This window comes from Cupriavidus sp. YR651, from assembly GCF_900101625.1.
Classification (GTDB): Bacteria; Pseudomonadota; Gammaproteobacteria; order Burkholderiales; family Burkholderiaceae; genus Cupriavidus.
The window spans coordinates 17970-35237 of the sequence record NZ_FMYZ01000011.1 but is presented as its reverse complement, the minus strand read 5'-3'; the positions used below and the strand labels follow the sequence as shown (position 1 = coordinate 35237).

The following is a 17268-nucleotide window of genomic DNA, read 5'->3' as shown; positions in this document are numbered from 1 at the left end:
AGGCGCCGCTCGCCAGACTTTCCTTCTGGTACCTTGCGATGACACAGGTCTCCGGCGAATACATTCCGTCGGCCGTCAAGATTGAAGGGGGAGAGATCGGCGCTGGATCCACTTAGATTCCACTGCGAAGCCGTGTGTACAATGTTCTGTAGATTGGTTCTCGACGGTTGTGGAGTGTATCAACGAACGACGATCGTACCCAAACCGCTGGAAGCAATTTCGAAGGACGTTGGCCTGTCTCTCCGCCATCGATCTTCAATCACGGCCTTAGTAGTTGGCAGGAAGTTATAGCCACTCTATTCGGCCGCTGCCGACACAAATCGAGTGTGCGCTGGCCGAAGGGAAACTCAGATGGCCTCTTCGGCAATAAGAAAGCGTTTGGGATTCTTACCCAGCCAGGCCGGTGCACGCCCGCGGCCAGACCACGTTTTACCCGTCTTGGGATCCAGATACTTTGGAGGCAGCGGGGCCTTCACGCCTAAGTCACTCGCACCGCTCTTTGCCGGCCGCCCGCGACGACGCTTTGGCGCGATATCCTGCTCCGTCAAGCCGTACTCGGCCATCAGACTACGGATTTTCTCAACGACACTCGCAACCTCATCCGCACGCATTTGCGAAAGTTTGACCTCCAGTGCCTCCTTTTCAGCCAGCAACTGCTTGTATGTTGCCATCAGTTTCTCCTTCAAGATTCATGGAACTCAATCATCCTATATCAAAAACAACTGAAGGAAAAAGGCAGGAGCAAAAAGGGGGCAAGGTACAGGGCTTACGAGATTCGAAAATGCTCCATCGATTGACCCGCGTTGATTGCCCGTTGCAACCACTCCGGAGCGACACCCAAACCATTCCAGACACGGCCGGCAGCGTCCTTGTACTTAGGAGGTTTCTCGGATCTTTCTCCCGATTGCGCAGGGGCGAAACAGCCCGCTTGCTCGAGTTGTTCCAGTGTAATGCCGTGGCGCGCAACGGCTGACTTAATCCAGAGAATCGCTTCCGCACGTGCTCGAATTTCTACTCCGGTGGATGGATGTTCGATGTCTACCAGAGTTGTTCGCAAATCGGGTTTTCTTGTCATCTTACAGTTCATATAAAGCCGCGTTGTGGCAGCAAGACACTCTGTCGGACCAGACTTAGGCCATGCTTCAATCAGGTGTTACGAAGGCAGCTAACGTCAGGGGTGATGACTACCGGCTTGCCAGGGGAGGCGGCTGGCTAGAGCCGAGCGGCCTGAAATCAAAATGTGCTGCGGCATACGTCGCGTTACACGCCCACACCTCTTCGTCGTTGCGAAAAAAAACCGCCCACTTGCCGTCGCTGACGCATTCTGCGCCGGGAAAAACTTCATCGTGCCCGTTCGGTCCGTCCAGCGGGAAGGGCGCATGCGGGACGGCCCAGTATCGACCGGCTGGTAGTGCTTCCGTCTGTTTCCTGGTCATTCGATACGTCTATGTTAGATACGCTTCCATAACTGGAATTCTGCTACGGTTCTCTCCATCCGTGTCAATACGGCAAAGGCATGGCAGCTGCAAATCGTGCGCTCATGTAGGCTTCTGCCTGTCATCTTTTTCCGTATCAGAATAGTCGGATGGCGCCAAATTTCTCTCTGACTCTTCGGGCGTTGGGTATCTGTGCTTTGGTGGCTTCGGCCGCCATTGTTTCCCGACAGCTCTACCTTCGTATTTTCGATGGGATAGAGGCCGCGGACGTCATCGTTGCGCCTGACGCGACGATGCTGGAACACTGCGAAGCGCTGCAACGCCATATAGAGGGCCGTCATGTATCTCAACCAGCAAGCCAGCCGGGACCTCGTGCGCGGTGCATGGATTCATGACCCTGGGTCCGACATCCGTACGCTCTGCTGCAAGGGGCAGAAGCCGTTGTGGCAATGCTTTTGTGAGCTGTCAAAAAGGGGTTCAACGAGGAATTCCGGGAACGCGCCTAATCTTGAGGTAGAGGCTTCGTTGTCGCGATAGCGGTAGGCCCTGCGCCTGATGATCTCGATGGCGCGCCGATTATCGGGACACTCTGACCGATCAACAAGCGTGATGGAATTGTGTTGCCGTCCGATTCGCAATCCGATTAGCGTCAAAAAATGCGATTAACCGCCAAGCCGCTGCTCAGGACACACCGGTGTGCCGCAGGCGATGCCACCAGCCGCGCGGTGCGGCTGAGTGCGCAGCAATGGCCGAATCCACAACCCTGAACCGCCATTCGGACCAGGGACACCGTACCGACGCTTCCAAGGCACAACCGCCGTTCGCCTCGGTCTAGTTGGAGGGAGAGGGAGCATTGGGGGCCACGAATTTGATCCCAAGGCTCATCCCAGATGCATCATGCGCCGGCCATGGTTTCGGCCGTTACATCCCACCCTGCATCGATGCCGCCGGGGAGCATTTGCCCACGGTCTTCACCGACTTCAGCGTCTGTCAAACGGTTCAGCTTCTCGTTCATTGCGAGAAGAAGCTCGCGGTGGCTGCTGTCCGCCGCCAGATTGTGCATCTCGAACGGGTCGGTCTGCAGATCGTAAAGCTCCATGTCATTGAACCGGTTGAGCTCTTCCAGCGTCGTCGGCCGGTTGTGCTGCTTGGGCGAGAAGTACCGTGCGAAGGTGTAGCGTCCATCGTAGACCGAACGTACCGCGCCTCGCTTCATCAGGTTGGGCCGGATGCCCACGCTCTTGAGCTGGTCCGGCTTTCCGCCTTTCTGCAGGTAGTTCACGGCCTTGAAAAGAAAATCGCCATCGATATAGGCCAGCATGTTGTAGCAGAACAGCGCGCCATCGCGAATGCCCCCCGAACCCGCCTTGTCAGGCGCGTCGAGTAGCCCCGAGAAATCCTTCCCTGCAAGCCCCCTGACGATGCTAGCGCACTTGTCGGCGCCGATGCCAGTCATTGCAACCAATGTCGGCGCGATGTCCAGGTGCGACGTTACTGCGCGGCATTGCCTGCCACCCTGATAGGCGGGGTGAGCGATGATCAGCGGAACGTTGTTCTGCTCCCGATACGAGACGGCGCCCTTGGCATGGAGCTGGTGGGCACCATCCATGTCGCCGTGGTCCGACGTCAGGATCACGATGGTCTTGTCGGTGAGGCCTCCAGCATCGAGTTCGGCCAGAATGGCTGCAATATTGCGGTCGACGTCGCGCATGCAGTTCAGGTAGTAATTGTGGCGCCGACGCCAGCGCGCGTCCTCGTTTGGGATGGCCCCGACCAGAGCATCATGCGAGCGAATGAAATCGCGGTGCGCTGGCGGGCGCCCCGGCGCATCGAGGGCCTGCTTCCGGCTTGCCGGAAGCATGAAGTCCCACTGCCTCGCGTACAGTGGGTCATCCGGGTCGCGAGCGACATGCGTGAGTCCGCGCCGTGCCTGGACCTCGGTTCCAGGAGCGTCGGTGTCGTAGAACATCACGTCATGCGGGTTGACCAGGTTGACCGCGAGGAACCATGGCTTCCCCTGTGCCGCCAGCTCGCGGCCTTTTCCGCGCAGCCAGCTCACGCCCATTGCGGCAATCACCCCATCGTGCAGGTAACCGCCGCTCGTGTGGGCAATGATGTCGCCAATGCCGACGTAATCGGAGAATCCATAGGCCTCCATTTCGGCGGTAAAAATCTTGGTCGGTGTGCCGAGCTTGTTGACCGTTTCGAATTCCTTGGTGAGATGCCACTTGCCCTTGTACGCGGTGTAGTAGCCTGCGTCGCGAAGCATGTCGCCGAGCGTCCGAATCTCAGTCGACATGCTGCTTATCCACGGGAAGTTCGTGTTGTCGAACATCCGCGTCTGCTGGATGTGCTGCCCCGCGTAAAGCACGGAGCGGGATGGCGTGCAGACGCACGAGTTGATCTGATGGTTCACGAACATCGTGCCGCTCTTCACCAGGCGCCCGTGTGCGGGCAAGCGATAGTCCGCTGGCAGCTCTCCAGGCCGAAAATGGCGCTCCTGATCGACAAGGATTAGGAGAATGTTAAACGGGCTTGCCGGGCGGCCTCCCGTGGCGGGCGCTGGCTTGTCGGCACCGGGCGCTGCGGCCTGCGTGCTTTCGCCTGGGGCTAGGCTCAACGCCACAGCTCCCAGTCCAGTAGTGCGCAGGAACTCCCGGCGAGTCAGTGCAGATCCCGATTCCTTGTCATTTGCCATCTCAGCCTCCTCATCCATGGCGCTCGCCGCATGGCTGACTTCTGCATCGCAGCATGCTATCGGGCAGGTGGGACTACGGCAGCCTATCAATATCGCTTATAGCCATCAAGCCGACTTGCGGCTGCTGTTGCATCTTGAACGTTGCCCACCGCACATGAGCATTTGAAGCCTATGACCGTCCAGCCAGTAGTTAGGTGGGAAGGACTACCGTTCCGTCTTGGCCCGCAAAAGTGCAGTGCGGTAGCCCAATTGCTACAACCACTACCTGTGGCGGAACCGCCCTTCGAGTGTCGATGGTGAGCCTCGGGCCAGCGTCTGGAGATGGCCGGTCCCGGCCGGCTGCCTACCGCCGAGCCGCGGCTGTCTCTGACCAACCCCTCTCGGCCACTTGTAAAGAACGTGTGAACGTCCGAAGTCTGGACTGTTTCAGCCGTACGAGGCTGATGCGACTAATCTCGGCCAAGTGCACGCCGCCTGCGACGACGCGGCGATCGCCGGCGCAAAGAGAGCGCTCGACCGATTGAGGGCCTTCACTGGTTGCAGCCCGGAGCGAACTCGCTACCCTGCGGCAACGGCCAACCCCCGGCGGAATGCCAGACGTTCTTCCACGGCTCGATTTCCATTCCCGAGGGAAGGTTAAGGATACGTACAAGGATTCAGATCCAGCGACATTCCCGCAGCTCCAACATGGTCGGCCCGACCTCGGCATCGGTCTTGGCCTGCTCGATGTGCATGCCAGCGATGACGCCATGGTCGCGCAGGTAGCACTGCAATCCAGCGATGGGTCCGAAGTTCGTTGTTGGCTTTTCCTCAACGTCCCATACGGAGAGTATGGTCACGTTCCTTGCTCGCCCTTGCGTCGCACAACCATCTCCGTTATCGCGCCTGTCGAGCCTATGCCACTAACCCCGGCGCCCGAAGCGCAAGGCGATTTCGCCGGCAACCTGCACCCCGGTGTTGCAACCTGGATCCTCTCGATGATGCGGAAGTGGTGGCGAGCCTGAGGAACCGTGGCGGATCCTGGCGAACGCGTAGTTCGCGGGCAAGGGGAAAGAGGGTCGTCACGCCAGTATCTGGGGGAGCCTCTTGAGAATGCCCGTAATGTGGCGGACAGTTCCGACCATGCAGCCCATGGCCCCATGTGCCAGAACACGCCTCATCCTGCAATCGTTACGCCACACTCAAGCGCCACCCCAGCCAGTTTCTCCAGATCCGGCGGCCCCAGCGGAACCTCCTCATCGATACGGGTGAACAGTTGGGATGCCCGTCCGCCTTGACTTGTTATCGAGATCATTTCGCCACCCTCGGGTCCGAAACGGAAATAATGCACCGTGCCTGCGGGCACATGAACAAACGTGCCAGAGATAGCAGTAACGGTCTGGTCGCCAAAGCCAATCTCGACCGTGCCCCTGGTAATGTAGAACGACTCGTCCCAGTCATGACTGTGGGGCGGGGGGCCACTGTCCTTGTCGCCCTGCTGCAGGAACACTTCGTAGCCCTGCGTGGCTGTAGTCGAAGCCAGCACGGTGATCTTCTCACCGACGACGTTGAGCGCGCGCGCATACGCATCAGGTGTTACCGCAAATGGTTGTGGCTTCATGGTTTGCTGTCTCCGTCAACCCGGATTTCGTCACATCAGATAGCCGCGCCGGGATCTGGTCGATGTGCCAGCGTCTTCAAATCGAGTGGTGTCGGCTTCTGCGGCGCCATTGCGAGTGCTGATCCGCAATTCAAGATAGCAGATGACGTGGCCGGCGACGCCCGCTACCCGAACGCGGATTGAACAAACATACCGCTCGTTCGTCCGCGTACGTCTGCGGGAAACATGCCTCGCCTGCTGCACAATATGCTGCATAGGCCTCCTCTGCGGAGGAGTGGGATGACACGACAGAAGGCGGGTCCCCGCGCGGTCATGTTTCGACGTCTCTGACGGCGAAAACCTGGCGTGAAAGCGACGAGGTTTCGATGCGTGATACGAACTGGAGCTCGCGCAGGTGCATCCATGCCTCTATAGTCGCGCTGTCCGCGACGTGCTGCCTGCCCTTTTGCGGCATGGTGCTGAAGCGCCGGGCCGCCGGCTGCCTGGAAGCGCAAGCAGTGCTGGAAATGTGAGTCTGTGAGTCCACTTTCGCCCCATCCCCTGATCTGCCATGTCCATTCGTACCGCATCTCCGGCATTACTGGCCGCTCTACTTTTCGGCGCAAGCACGCCGCTGGCCAAAGCGCTAACCGGTTCCGTTGCCCCGCTCCATTTGGCGGGCCTGCTATATCTTGGCAGTGGCATCGGACTGGCGTTTGTGCTCGCGATCCGGAGGGCCTGGATGACGCCTGATCCGGGAAATGATCACGGCGGTATTCCGCGAGGGGAAGTGCCATGGCTGATTGGCGCAATCCTTGCGGGCGGCGTAGCGGGGCCGGCGTTGCTGATGACTGGGCTGGTCTCGACCAATGCCGCTTCGGCATCACTGCTGCTGAACGTGGAGGGCGTGTTCACGGCCGTCATCGCCTGGGTAGTGTTCAAAGAAAATGCCGACCGACAAATTGTTCTGGGGATGATCGCGATCGTGGCCGGAGGCTTGCTGCTTTCTTGGCAGCCGGGCAGCCTGCAGATGTCAACTGGCGCGCTGCTTATCGTCGGAGCCTGCTTGTGCTGGGCTGTTGACAACAACCTGACCCGCAAGGTCTCCAACAATGACGCGCTGCTCATCGCTTGCCTGAAGGGGCTTGTCGCGGGGCTATGCAACACGAGCCTCGCCTTGATGCATGGGGCGGTGTTTCCATCTGTCAGTACTACGGCGGGAGCGCTGATCGTCGGATTCGCTGGATACGGTGTGAGTCTCGCCTTGTTTGTGGTGGCGCTGCGCCTGTTGGGAACCGCTCGAACCGGGGCGTATTTCTCCGTTGCACCATTGTTTGGCGTCTTGATTTCGTTTTTGATTTGGCCTGAGGTGCCGGGCTTGGCGTTCTGGTTTGCTGCGGCTTTGATGGGCTTGGGCGTGTGGCTGCATTTGCGAGAGCGGCACGAGCACGAGCATACCCATGAGCCACTGGCGCACAGCCACTCGCATCGCCACGACGAGCATCATCAGCATGAGCACGATTTCTCATGGGATGGCAAGGAACCCCACAGCCACTGGCACGAGCATGAGGTGATGGTGCACAAGCATCCGCACTATCCGGATGTGCATCATCGCCATTCTCATTAGAGTGTCATTGGCTCCCATCCTCCTCGGCTAGGGTTGAGCGAAAACTTCTGATCGAATCAGTCATTAAAGATCTGGGGCCCGACTGACGCCAACTGGCCGCGCTGAGACGTTGCTGCCGCGCAGCACGTGACAGTGATGTGGCTCGGGCGGTGGCGCGATCGGGCGTGCTAACGGAAAGCATCAGAATCCGCTCGGACTGGCTCTCGCCGGTAACACCCTTATCTTGCGTCGCCCAAAGCCTTGCTCAGCGGGGATCCCAGCGATCTTGGGACGCCACGTGCACGCGAGCTGTGTCTCCGAAGGCATATAGTCGGGGGCGACCTTCTTGCACTGGCTCGTCATTGTATCGGCATGTGTACGGGAAGCATGCTGATGCAGAGCGATACATGCACGCTCGTTTCCGTCGCACAGTGACACATTCCCCATAGCGCCAACTCCTAGAATCGGTCCCCACGAACCGTGCGGCAGCGAAACACCGACGACACGCGCGGATTGCACCATCTACCGGAGAAAAGGACATGGAGACATCGAACCAGGCAAGGCGCACGCGGGTATGGCCGCTGTTGCTTGCCCCCTATATTGCACTGCTGTGGTTGCCGTTCTACAACGACGCGCAGCCCGTTCTGTTTGGCTTTCCGTTTTTCTACTGGTACCAGTTTCTCTGGGTGCCGCTGACGTCAGTCCTGCTGTATATCGTGTACCGGAGCCAGCGATGATCGATCCGCAAAAAATCGACGGCGTCGCGATGACGGTCTTCATTGCGTTCTTCGCCCTGGTCACCGTTCTCGGGTTTTTTGCCGCCCGTTGGAAACGCGGGGACCTGTCGCAGCTTCATGAATGGGGGCTCGGTGGCAGGCAGTTTGGCACGCTGATTTCGTGGTTCCTCGTCGGCGGCGACTTCTACACGGCCTACACCGTGATCGCGGTGCCCGCGCTCGTGTATTCGGTCGGCGCTTACGGGTTTTTCGCGATGCCGTACACGATCATCGTGTATCCGTTCGTGTTTGCGGTGATGCCGAAGCTCTGGGAAGTGTGCAAACGCAAGAATCACATCACCGCGGCCGACTATGTGCAGGGCGAGTTTGGTGGCAAATGGCTGCCCGCGGCGATAGCGGTGACCGGAATCGTTGCCACGCTGCCCTATATCGCATTGCAGCTTGTCGGCATGCAGGTCGTCATCAAGGGACTGGGTGTTGATGGCGAGATTCCGCTGATGCTCGCGTTCGCCATCCTGGCCGTATACACGTACTCTAGCGGCCTGCGCGCACCCGCGATGATTGCGTTCGTCAAGGACATCATGATCTACATCGTGGTGATCGTCGCGGTGTCCGTGATTCCGGCCAAGCTTGGTGGCTATGGCGCGCTGTTCCATGCCGCCGACACGTTCTTCGCGGCGAAGGGCGGTGCAGCCGGTGTCATGCTGAAGCCATCGCAGTTCACGGCGTACGCAACGCTTGCGCTTGGATCGGCGCTAGCCGCCTTCATGTATCCGCATACGATGACCGGCGTGCTGTCATCGGCTTCGGCGAGTACGGTGCGCAAGAACGCCATCGCGCTGCCGGCCTACACGCTGTTGCTGGGCCTGATCGCGCTGCTCGGCTACATGGCCATCGCTGCCGACGTGCATGTGAAGTCCGCTTCCGACGTGGTGATGGCGCTGCTGTCGCGCCTGTTCCCTTCGTGGTTCGTAGGCTTTTCGGCTGCGGCCATTGCCATCAGCGCGCTGGTACCTGCAGCCATCATGTCGATCGGAGCAGCCAACCTCTTTACGCGCAACCTGTACAAACCGCTGATCGCACCCGACGTCACCCCGGAGAAGGAGGCCAGGAACGCCAAGCTGTTCTCGTTGATCGTCAAGTTCGGCGCGTTGCTATTCATCGTCGTGCTGCCGACCCAGTTCGCGATCGACCTACAGCTGCTTGGGGGCGTGTGGATCCTGCAAACCTTCCCTGCAGTGGTGTTCTCGCTGTACACGCGTCGCCTGACGTCTGCGGGCCTGCTCGCCGGGTGGTTCATCGGCATCGTGACCGGTACCGCGCTGGCCATCTCGATGGGGTTGAAACCGGTCTATCCGCTGCAGCTTGGCGGGGCGACGTATCCGGTCTACATCGGCGTGCTTGCGCTGGCGGTGAACATCGTCGTGTCGGTGATCGTGTCCGCGATCATGCCCAGAACACGCGCGATGACCGCGGCGGCGGCAGGTCGCTGAATTCGCGCAAACGAAAAAGGGGCGCCCTGCGGGGCGCCCCTTGCGCACAGTGCGCAAACCTGCCCAGAGATCGAGCTTCCGACCTTGCATTCCCTTCTGCACAAGACACTCCTTGCGAGTCTCTCCAAAGAAAAATCATGAGGACAGACGGGTAAATTCATGCTTGACGGACGGGTCATAGGGTTCGGTCATACACACCAGCGCCGGATCAGGCTTGCCGTCGCGGGTGAGTTTGACGACCGGGACAGGCGCGTCATGGCCGAGCCGATTATTCTTGATCCATTGTGTGAGAGGGGACCAAGTGATCTCGATGGCCTTGATCTTTAGGTGAGGCTGGTCAGTAGAGCGAAATTCCCGCGTTACAAGATTTACGAAGGCGTGCCAGTCCCGCCTAGGTGAATCAACGACTGAGCGCAAGAACTCGCTTCGTTGGATTGTTTGGATGGGCGAAACGCCTCCAACGGCCCGAAGGTGTAGGGCATCCTGACCGCCTTGGAAAACCAGTAGTTGGTTCGATCAATGCCGCCGGCCTTCGCTGGCCCCCCTAGCGGATAACAGGGGCAATGGTCTCAGACCCCGTGCACCAAGACTATCGCGACCGTATCGATTTTGTCCGTTGCGCTCAAATAGTGCAATAAGGGGTTCTATTCCTTCCAAGGGCCTACTGGGCGACCATCGGCCCGCGGCAGCAAGGGTAGGAGCTCCGGCATCCGAAACGCCACTCTGGAGCAAGTGCCTGTGGTCCGGTCGAAGTGCCAATTGTCAGCCCTGGATTGCCAGCCCTGAGACGCCAGGGCGATACTGGCGAACAATCGGCGGCCGTGTGCCGCGAGATGAGAGAGGGGAGCATGGACGAGAAGACACCAGGCGCCGGCCCCGCGCAATTTGGAGCGCGGTTCGCGGAGCTACCGGGTCAGGTCGTGCTGGTCCTGCAAGGTGGTGGCGCGCTTGGCGCCTACCAGGTGGGTGTCTATCAGGCATTGCATGAGGCGGGGCTTGAGCCGGAGTGGGTGATCGGCACCTCGATCGGAGCGATCAACGGGGCCATCATCGCCGGCAATCCGCCGGAGGAGAGACTCTCCCGGCTCAAGCGGTTCTGGGACGGTGTTGCTTGTCGCGGCACCGCTCAGGGAAGCGGCAGCTTTCGCCAATTTGAAGACTGGCTGCGGGTGGCGAAAATTACGACCCAGGGGATTCCGTCGTTCTTCACGCCACGCCCCGATGCTTGGTGGCTAGGCGTACGCGCCACTGTTGGCCTAGCCAGAGCGGCGTTCTACTCCACTTCGCCACTGCGTGCGACCTTGGCCGCACTGGTCGACTTCGACTACCTGAACGCCATGCAGACAAGACTGACTGTCGGCACGGTCAGTGTCCGCAGCGGCCGCATGCGCTACTTCACCAATCGCGACACACGGTTGAACGTCGATCACGTGATGGCCTCGGCGGCGTTCCCTCCTGGCTTCCCTTCCGTACAGATCGAGGGCGAGCCATACTGGGACGGCGGCATCTATTCCAACACCCCGCTGGAAGCAATTCTTGATGACCGCCCGCGTCGCAGTTCGCTGATCTTCGCCGTGCAGCTTTGGCCCGCCAGCGGCCCGGAGCCCGATTCCATCTGGCAGGTGATGAGCCGGCTGCGGGATATCCAGTACTCCAGCCGGGCAGAGTCCCGCTTGTATTGAAGATCTGACTTTGCGAGACGCGAGGTCGCTAATCGACCCTGAACCGCCATCCAATGTGGCGAAGCGTTAGCGTCGGCTTTGAAGTTCAGTTCGGTCATCGTAAGCCGGGCCCAATGGACACAAGCGGTCCGGAGGGGAAATCCGAGAGCTTGCGTTAGTACGGATCAACTACGTGGGTAACAAAGCTGCCTTGATTATTTTGCCGACGGCTTTTCCGTCGAAGCCAATCGAGCAGAGGGCGTGGGCAGGCTGCGCTAGAGATCTGGCCAAATCCGCGCGCCCCGTTGACTTAGGTCAACCGCGCTAGCGAGATAGCACCTAGTTTAAATGCAAGGGCAGCGTACATACGAGCGGCCAGTCTCGAGGCTTTGTCGCTATGCTTCGCTGATCTGAGACGTTATTGTGGTACGCGGCGGATACTCTCCAACGCTATGAAACACAGGCGCATCATAGTCACCAACTACGGCGGGCCCGATGTGCTTCACGTAGTGGAGGAAGAATGCCCCGAACCCGAGGTAGGCGAAGTGCGGGTGAGGGTGCTAGCGGCAGGTGTGGGCCAACCGGACCTAATGATGCGCGAGGGCTTTCACCCCGAAACGCCTCCGCTGCCTTTCACGCCCGGTTGGGATCTAGTCGGCGTGGTAGATAAACTAGGCAGTGGGGTCTCCGGGGTTAAACCCGGTCAGATCATTGCAGCCTTGCCGATCAGCGGCGCATACGCTGAGTTCGTCTGTCTGGCTCAGCGCGAGCTGGTTCCCGTGCCTCCGGGAGTGGACGTGGCCGAGGCTGTCAGCCTCGTACTGAACTACGTTACTGCGTACCAGATGTTGCATCGCTGCGCTTTGAGCTGGGTCAGCACGTTTTGATTCATGGTGCGGCGGGCGGAGTCGGCTCGGCACTAATGCAGCTTGGGCGCCTCGCCGGGCTACAAATTTATGCGACCTGTTCATCGCAAGATGCGATTGCGGTTTCTTGCCTGGGCGGCATACCAATTGATTATCAGAAGCTTGATTTCGTGGAAGAGATACGCCGCCTGACGGGTGACGGCGTAGACGTCGCCTTCGACGGGATCGGCGGTAGCCACATCTGGCGTTCCCGCGACGCTCTCCATTCCGGCGGGAAAGTTGTAGCCTATGGCCTTACTGCGTCGCTACGCGGGGGACGCCTGGCCTCGGGTCGCTCGGGGCGCCGTAATCGCTTCCAGCGACTTGCGATTTTCGGTTTGTGTATTGTTGGCGGCTGGCTCCTCCCGAGCCGGAAGCGGGTGGCCCCGTACAGCATTCAATGGCTTAAGCGGATGAAACCGGCATTGTTTCAAAAGGACTTGACTGTTCTGCTGGACCTTCTTCGACACCAAAGAATCAAGCCGCTGATTGCTCGGAGATTTCCTCTTGCCGAGGCAAGACTTGCGCACGAGTTGCTCGGCGAGAAAGGCGTGACCGGAAAAATCGTGCTCATGGCCAACGAGGCGGTGACCGACCGCAATCTCGAAAGCTCGCAAGTTGGGATCGGCATGACTGAGGCGAATGGGCGAGCATGAAACGCTAGCCTTTCCGAGCCCAATGACGAACTGCATCCGGACACCGTCGCGAGGAGTGCATTACGTTGCCGTTTGTGATTCGCAATCTGTTTAGCGCCAGAAATGCGATTAACTGCCGAGCCGCTAGCTGTGAAGCGTGCCGAGAACCTTCCCTTCGTTATAGGTACGACGAGGTACGACGTACGGCCGTACCAGGCCCGGCCAGGAATCCTATGTGGCGCGAGTCGCCGCATCGAACAGTGCCATACGTGGAATCCGCGCAAAGCGCGCCAGTTCGCGGCGCGCGGTGGTCAACGCCGCGGCTACCGCGTCATCGCCGAGCGTCAGCCCCTGCAGCAGCAGGAATTGCACGCTGCTGATGCCCACGCAGCCAAGTGCGTGTCGCAGGTAAGGCGTGAGGAAGTCAGGCTGGCGCGCGCGCTCGCCACTATGGAACCCGCCCGAGCCGACCAACACGAGCGTCGGGCGGTCCCTCAATAAGCCCACCTTGCCCTCGGGTGTGGCCGCGAAGGTGCGGCGGATGCGGAGCACATGGTCGATCCACAGTTTCAGCGAGGCCGATACCGTGAAGTTGTGCATCGGCGTGTTGATGACGAGTGCGTCGGTCTGCTCCAACTCCACGATCAGCTGCTCAGACCAGTCAAAGACCGCAGTGTCGGAGGCGTGGGAGGTAATGGCCGCCGCATAGCCCCTATCGATCGGCGGCAGCGGCTCGGCCGCCAGATCGCGTTCGAGCACCTCGCACGCCGGGCCACTGCCACTGGATTGCACAAGTGTGGCGATGGCCTCGGCGGCAAGGCGATAGCCGTGACTTTGCTTGCCGTGCGGGCTGCAGTTGAGCAACAGCGCGCGCATCATGCCACCTCACCCGTTGGCAACGGTTCGCTGAAATGCAGGCCCCTCGCCAGCAGCCCCTGGCGGAAATAGAAACGCTGCGCCAGCGCCATGTGCAGTCCGGTATCGGGGACGAAATGTGCGCAGCCGAGCGCCACGGCCTGCTCGCGCACCTTGCAGAGCAACTCGCCGCCGAGCCCACCGCGTTGCTGGCTAGCATCCACGACGAGATCATCCACGTAGACGAAGCGGCCGTAGATCAGGTTTTCCTGCAGGCGGTAGCCCTGCGCTTGCTGGCGCGCCACCTGGCCGGCGAATGCCTGGCTGTCGCGCAAATTTGGGCGAAACTGCTGCATGACGCCGAAGGCGGCGCGTAGGTCAGCGGGTGTATCGAGGTGACGGAACCGGGCTCTGGTAGTCATGATCGATTTCCTTGAAAGACGGCGATGTTGCGAACCTCGTCGGGTTTGTTCCTCGCTGCACCGTGTCACATATTTAAGGCGACCGGTGTATCGCGCCTATTGCATCTGAGGAGCGTTTGTGTATGGGTGCGTATTGCTGCAACTCCTTGATACAGACGGACACAAAGACTCTGCCGAATCAGTTCGGGAAGCGCGCGTTGCACAGGCCGGAGATGCACGGCGCGTTCAGCACGCATTTGCTTCAGCCAGGAACTGCTAGTCCGACCGCAGCGTTTTCCTCTGGTGTCGCCAGCCAGTAGCCGGAACGAATGGCTGTTGTCACAAAGTGCTGGATGGCTTCTGGGGTGGGAGGAATCGGCTCATCGTTCGCGGAGACTGGGCGGCCTATCTCTTCAAAAAAGCGGCCGAGCGCAGCCGTCGTGGTGGCGAGGCTGACCGCCGGTTTATCCGATAGATTTCGAAAGGCGTGTTTCGCTTCGCTTGGGACCCGGATGAAATCGCCAGGCGAACACAGGGTCCAACAGTAGGTCCCGTTCGTCTCGACCAGGACCTCTTGCTCTCCGGACAACATCAGGAAGCATTCAATGCCCGCGTGACTGTGCAAAGGCACCACACCTCCAGGCGGAACTACACATCTCATCACACAGTGTGTTTCGTCCGTCTCGGCGGGCGCCGCGAGGAACTGTACGGTCGGGCCGAAAACGTCCAGCACGGGGCTGGCGGTATTCTTGTACACACGTACTGAGGGACGCTGGGGCGATGACTGACTCAATCTAGGTACTCCGTTTCAACAGCCTGTGGTTGGGGTGGATTCGTGTAGGGAAAAGCGGATAGATGATCCGTCTTGATCCAGAACGAGGGCTGGCCGGGATTCGTTAATAATCCGCCACATTTCGACCTGACAGGCTGATTTGAATGCAGCATCGATGGTCGGACCGGAGCGATGAGCCGGGTCGTTGAAGATCCGGGCGATAGTCCCCCAGCCGGTTGACGTGCTCCCGTGGCGACAGCCCCACGAACTCCTCAGAATGGATAGTGAATCGGTTTGTCCAGCGCACTTACCCATTGAGTCTGTGTGAACTCATGGAAGTTGGCTGGTCCGCCAAACCTTCCGCCGTTTCCGGATGCGCCCATGCCACCAAATGGGATATGAAACTCGTTGTTCACCGTTTGGTCATTGATGTGAACCATCCCTGCACGGATACCGGCAGAAAAGGCGAGGCCGCGCGAGAGGGAAGCCGTATATACCGCTGCAGCAAGCCCGTATTCGGAGGCGTTTACCAAGGCTAGGGAAAGAGATTCCAGCATCCATGAAACGCCAAAACAAGCCCGCGCCTGATCATGAGCGTTCGGAACTGGAACAGCAGATCGAATCGCTTCGACGTGACATCCGGCAACTGCAGCTCGAACGTGACATCCTCAAGAAGGCGAATGAACTGGTAAAAAAAGAGGTGGGCGTCGACCTGCAACTCCTGCGCAATCGGGAGAAGACGATGCTGGTTGACGCCCTGAAACAAACCTACGCATTGCCGGAGCTGTTAGGCGCGCTGCAACTTGCTCGGAGTTCTTACTTCTATCACCGTGGACGTCTACTCGTCGCTGACAAGTATGAAAGCGCACGTGGCGCCATCGCAAGCATCTTTGAGCTCAACCACCGCTGCTACGGCTATCGTCGGATATGCGCGGCGCTTGGCAGGCAGCAGGTGTTCATCTCGGAGAAGGTGGTGCGACGTCTGATGCGCCAGGAAGGTCTGGCGGCTGCCACGACCAGGCGACGGCGCTACCGCTCATATCGCGGTGAAATCGGCCCCGCGCCGGAGAATGTCGTCAACCGCGACTTCCGCGCGGCATCCCCGAATGAAAAGTGGCTCACCGACATTACCGAATTCCGGATTCCGGCAGGCAAGGTCTATCTGTCGCCGGTGATCGACTGCTTCGACGGTCTTGTCGTGAGCTGGACGATCGGCACGCGACCGGACGCTGAACTCGTGAATACCATGCTGGATGCTGCCATCGAGACGGTAGCCAACAGCGATGCACGGCCTGTGGTCCATTCCGATCGCGGTGCGCACTATCGCTGGCCCGGATGCTTTCAAGGATGCGCGATGCCGGGCTCATTCGTTCGATGTCACGCAAGGGTTGCTCGCCCGATAACGCGGCCTGCGAAGGCTTCTTTGGGCGGCTGAAGACAGAGTTGTTTTATCCTCGTGACTGGCGGACTACACCCATTGAGCAGTTCATCGAGGTAGTTGACTCATACATCCGCTGGTACAACGCAGAGCGAATCAAGGTCTCCCTCGGCTCCCTCAGCCCGATCGAATACCGGAAGAGTCTCGGAATAGCGGCATAAACCAGTCCAAGATTTTAGCCGCACCCCCACCCCAAGGAGGTTTTGCATCGAATGTTGACCCACGTGTAGAACACTTTCCCGTATGGGAAAAAGCGGGAGTTCGGAGTGATCGACGGGGGGCCATACTGAGCATCATTCGACGCTGGCATCTTCGCGACTAGATCCCGTTGCGCTTTGCCTAAGGCGAGGCGTTTCAGTTCGACTGGAGCGAGGGCTGGGCGGCTATCGCCGGCGAGCGCACCAAGTTTCAGGTGGCGCAGTTCAAGCTCAGCCACAGCCGAGCCTTCTTCCTGCGCGCCTATCTGGCGCAGACCCACGAGATGCTGTTCGATGCCCCCACCACGCCTTCGTGGTGGGGGCGGCATCCCGTTCCGCGGCATCTGTGAAAGAACAGGACATCGCTAGCTCACGAGGCACTTGCCGATTCCGGAAGCATGATATCTGCAGGCGTTATGCGGTGGTAAGGGTCAGGAAACGCAAACCTCAGACGGACAGAAACGCACCGCCAACAACAACAGCGCTGACGCTACCATCGAAAAGAATGTAAGAGCCATTCCCGCAACTCGGTAACCTGGTGGTTCTGGCGTTTTCCCACTCCACGAGCATGTAGGAGGCGACCCGCAATCAGGATCGAGCACAGTGCATGAAGGTACCAGGGGTTGGTCACGGCGCTCTCGAGGAAATGCAGCAATAGCAGGCTCAGCGGAACATACTCCGCAAAATTGGAATGAGCTCGCATCGCACGAAGCAGTACCTCTTGCCCACCATCACCGAGCGCAACTCTAAGATTGCGACGTAGCTTGATGGCGCGGCAACTTAGGCCAACGTATATTTGAATGAGTACAGCGCTGTATGGGGGTACGATCTGCACTTTGAGTTTCCCTCCGCCGT

Annotated in this window: 15 protein-coding genes and 3 pseudogenes; 8 read left to right on the top strand and 10 right to left on the bottom strand. The window is 59.4% G+C overall.

Annotated elements, in window-relative coordinates:
* Positions 1–347 precede the first annotated feature (347 nt).
* The 5 genes from BLR29_RS24385 to BLR29_RS24365 all read right to left on the bottom strand — a co-directional run bounded on the left by BLR29_RS24385 (position 348) and on the right by BLR29_RS24365 (position 5734).
* Entirely contained in the window at positions 348–671 is a 324-nt protein-coding gene (locus tag BLR29_RS24385; protein WP_092140446.1) for an H-NS histone family protein, read from the bottom strand.
* Positions 672–766: 95 nt separating this feature from the next.
* On the bottom strand, positions 767–1075 hold the full coding sequence (locus tag BLR29_RS24380; RefSeq protein ID WP_255371415.1) for an H-NS histone family protein: 309 nt from the start codon (positions 1073–1075) through the stop codon (positions 767–769).
* A 1256-nt stretch (positions 1076–2331) separates the two neighbouring features.
* Positions 2332–4152 (bottom strand): sulfatase-like hydrolase/transferase, encoded by a 1821-nt coding sequence (locus BLR29_RS24370; RefSeq protein ID WP_255371414.1) that lies wholly within the window; start codon positions 4150–4152, stop codon positions 2332–2334.
* A 638-nt stretch (positions 4153–4790) separates the two neighbouring features.
* Positions 4791–4973 (bottom strand): hypothetical protein, encoded by a 183-nt coding sequence (locus tag BLR29_RS32115; protein ID WP_143018522.1) that lies wholly within the window; start codon positions 4971–4973, stop codon positions 4791–4793.
* A 317-nt stretch (positions 4974–5290) separates the two neighbouring features.
* A complete protein-coding gene (locus tag BLR29_RS24365; protein WP_092140440.1) occupies positions 5291–5734 on the bottom strand; it encodes a cupin domain-containing protein in 444 nt (147 codons plus the stop codon).
* Positions 5735–6284: 550 nt separating this feature from the next.
* On the opposite strand from BLR29_RS24365, the gene BLR29_RS24360 reads away from it, so the two are divergent.
* From BLR29_RS24360 to BLR29_RS32950, 6 genes and pseudogenes are all read left to right on the top strand, one after another.
* Positions 6285–7340 carry a DMT family transporter gene (locus BLR29_RS24360; protein ID WP_092140438.1) on the top strand — a complete coding sequence of 352 codons (1056 nt, stop codon included), beginning with the start codon at positions 6285–6287 and terminating at the stop codon, positions 7338–7340.
* A 518-nt stretch (positions 7341–7858) separates the two neighbouring features.
* On the top strand, positions 7859–8056 hold the full coding sequence (locus BLR29_RS24355) for a DUF3311 domain-containing protein (RefSeq protein ID WP_092140436.1): 198 nt from the start codon (positions 7859–7861) through the stop codon (positions 8054–8056).
* Positions 8053–9549, top strand: coding sequence for a monocarboxylate uptake permease MctP (mctP, locus tag BLR29_RS24350; protein WP_092140434.1), 1497 nt, complete (start codon positions 8053–8055; stop codon positions 9547–9549). Before BLR29_RS24355 ends, mctP begins: the two co-directional genes overlap by 4 nt.
* 848 nt (positions 9550–10397) lie before the next feature.
* Positions 10398–11225: pseudogene (locus tag BLR29_RS24345) on the top strand (patatin-like phospholipase family protein); the annotation flags it as partial.
* A gap of 437 nt (positions 11226–11662) precedes the next feature.
* Positions 11663–12097, top strand: a complete 435-nt coding sequence (locus tag BLR29_RS32955; protein WP_369804703.1) for an alcohol dehydrogenase catalytic domain-containing protein — start codon at positions 11663–11665, stop codon at positions 12095–12097.
* Between the two features lie 35 nt (positions 12098–12132).
* Positions 12133–12771 (top strand): zinc-binding dehydrogenase, encoded by a 639-nt coding sequence (locus BLR29_RS32950; RefSeq protein ID WP_255371413.1) that lies wholly within the window; start codon positions 12133–12135, stop codon positions 12769–12771.
* A 210-nt stretch (positions 12772–12981) separates the two neighbouring features.
* On the opposite strand, the gene BLR29_RS24335 is transcribed toward BLR29_RS32950, so the two are convergent.
* The 4 genes from BLR29_RS24335 to BLR29_RS24320 form a co-directional block, all read right to left on the bottom strand.
* On the bottom strand, positions 12982–13626 hold the full coding sequence (locus tag BLR29_RS24335; protein ID WP_092140693.1) for an FMN-dependent NADH-azoreductase: 645 nt from the start codon (positions 13624–13626) through the stop codon (positions 12982–12984).
* A complete protein-coding gene (locus BLR29_RS24330) occupies positions 13626–14027 on the bottom strand; it encodes a GNAT family N-acetyltransferase (RefSeq protein WP_092140432.1) in 402 nt (133 codons plus the stop codon). Before BLR29_RS24330 ends, BLR29_RS24335 begins: the two co-directional genes overlap by 1 nt.
* Positions 14028–14268: 241 nt before the next feature.
* On the bottom strand, positions 14269–14763 hold the full coding sequence (locus BLR29_RS24325; protein WP_218132717.1) for a cupin domain-containing protein: 495 nt from the start codon (positions 14761–14763) through the stop codon (positions 14269–14271).
* Between the two features lie 287 nt (positions 14764–15050).
* Positions 15051–15335 carry an aldehyde dehydrogenase family protein gene (locus tag BLR29_RS24320; RefSeq protein ID WP_369804702.1) on the bottom strand — a complete coding sequence of 95 codons (285 nt, stop codon included), beginning with the start codon at positions 15333–15335 and terminating at the stop codon, positions 15051–15053.
* Between BLR29_RS24320 and BLR29_RS24315 the strand changes: the two are divergent.
* Positions 15314–16377 (top strand): annotated as a pseudogene (locus BLR29_RS24315) (IS3 family transposase); the annotation flags it as partial. The gene BLR29_RS24320 and the pseudogene BLR29_RS24315 overlap by 22 nt on opposite strands.
* A 182-nt stretch (positions 16378–16559) precedes the next feature.
* Positions 16560–16758: pseudogene (locus BLR29_RS24310) on the top strand (IS21 family transposase); the annotation flags it as partial.
* Positions 16759–16903: 145 nt separating this feature from the next.
* Here the strand turns inward: BLR29_RS24310 and BLR29_RS33245 are convergent.
* Positions 16904–17248, bottom strand: coding sequence for an MAPEG family protein (locus BLR29_RS33245; RefSeq protein ID WP_218132716.1), 345 nt, complete (start codon positions 17246–17248; stop codon positions 16904–16906).
* Positions 17249–17268 lie beyond the last annotated feature (20 nt).

Bases quoted from the DNA above. Each gene is read 5' to 3' on its own strand.
- BLR29_RS24385 (WP_092140446.1), bottom strand. From the start codon at position 671: ATGGCAACATACAAGCAGTTGCTGGCTGAAAAGGAGGCACTGGAGGTC.
- BLR29_RS24380 (WP_255371415.1), bottom strand. From the start codon at position 1,075: ATGACAAGAAAACCCGATTTGCGAACAACTCTGGTAGACATCGAACAT.
- BLR29_RS24370 (WP_255371414.1), bottom strand. From the start codon at position 4,152: ATGGATGAGGAGGCTGAGATGGCAAATGACAAGGAATCGGGATCTGCA.
- BLR29_RS24365 (WP_092140440.1), bottom strand. From the start codon at position 5,734: ATGAAGCCACAACCATTTGCGGTAACACCTGATGCGTATGCGCGCGCG.
- BLR29_RS24360 (WP_092140438.1), top strand. From the start codon at position 6,285: ATGTCCATTCGTACCGCATCTCCGGCATTACTGGCCGCTCTACTTTTC.
- BLR29_RS24355 (WP_092140436.1), top strand. From the start codon at position 7,859: ATGGAGACATCGAACCAGGCAAGGCGCACGCGGGTATGGCCGCTGTTG.
- mctP (WP_092140434.1), top strand. From the start codon at position 8,053: ATGATCGATCCGCAAAAAATCGACGGCGTCGCGATGACGGTCTTCATT.
- BLR29_RS32955 (WP_369804703.1), top strand. From the start codon at position 11,663: ATGAAACACAGGCGCATCATAGTCACCAACTACGGCGGGCCCGATGTG.
- BLR29_RS32950 (WP_255371413.1), top strand. From the start codon at position 12,133: ATGCAGCTTGGGCGCCTCGCCGGGCTACAAATTTATGCGACCTGTTCA.
- BLR29_RS24335 (WP_092140693.1), bottom strand. From the start codon at position 13,626: ATGCGCGCGCTGTTGCTCAACTGCAGCCCGCACGGCAAGCAAAGTCAC.
- BLR29_RS24330 (WP_092140432.1), bottom strand. From the start codon at position 14,027: ATGACTACCAGAGCCCGGTTCCGTCACCTCGATACACCCGCTGACCTA.
- BLR29_RS24320 (WP_369804702.1), bottom strand. From the start codon at position 15,335: ATGCTGGAATCTCTTTCCCTAGCCTTGGTAAACGCCTCCGAATACGGG.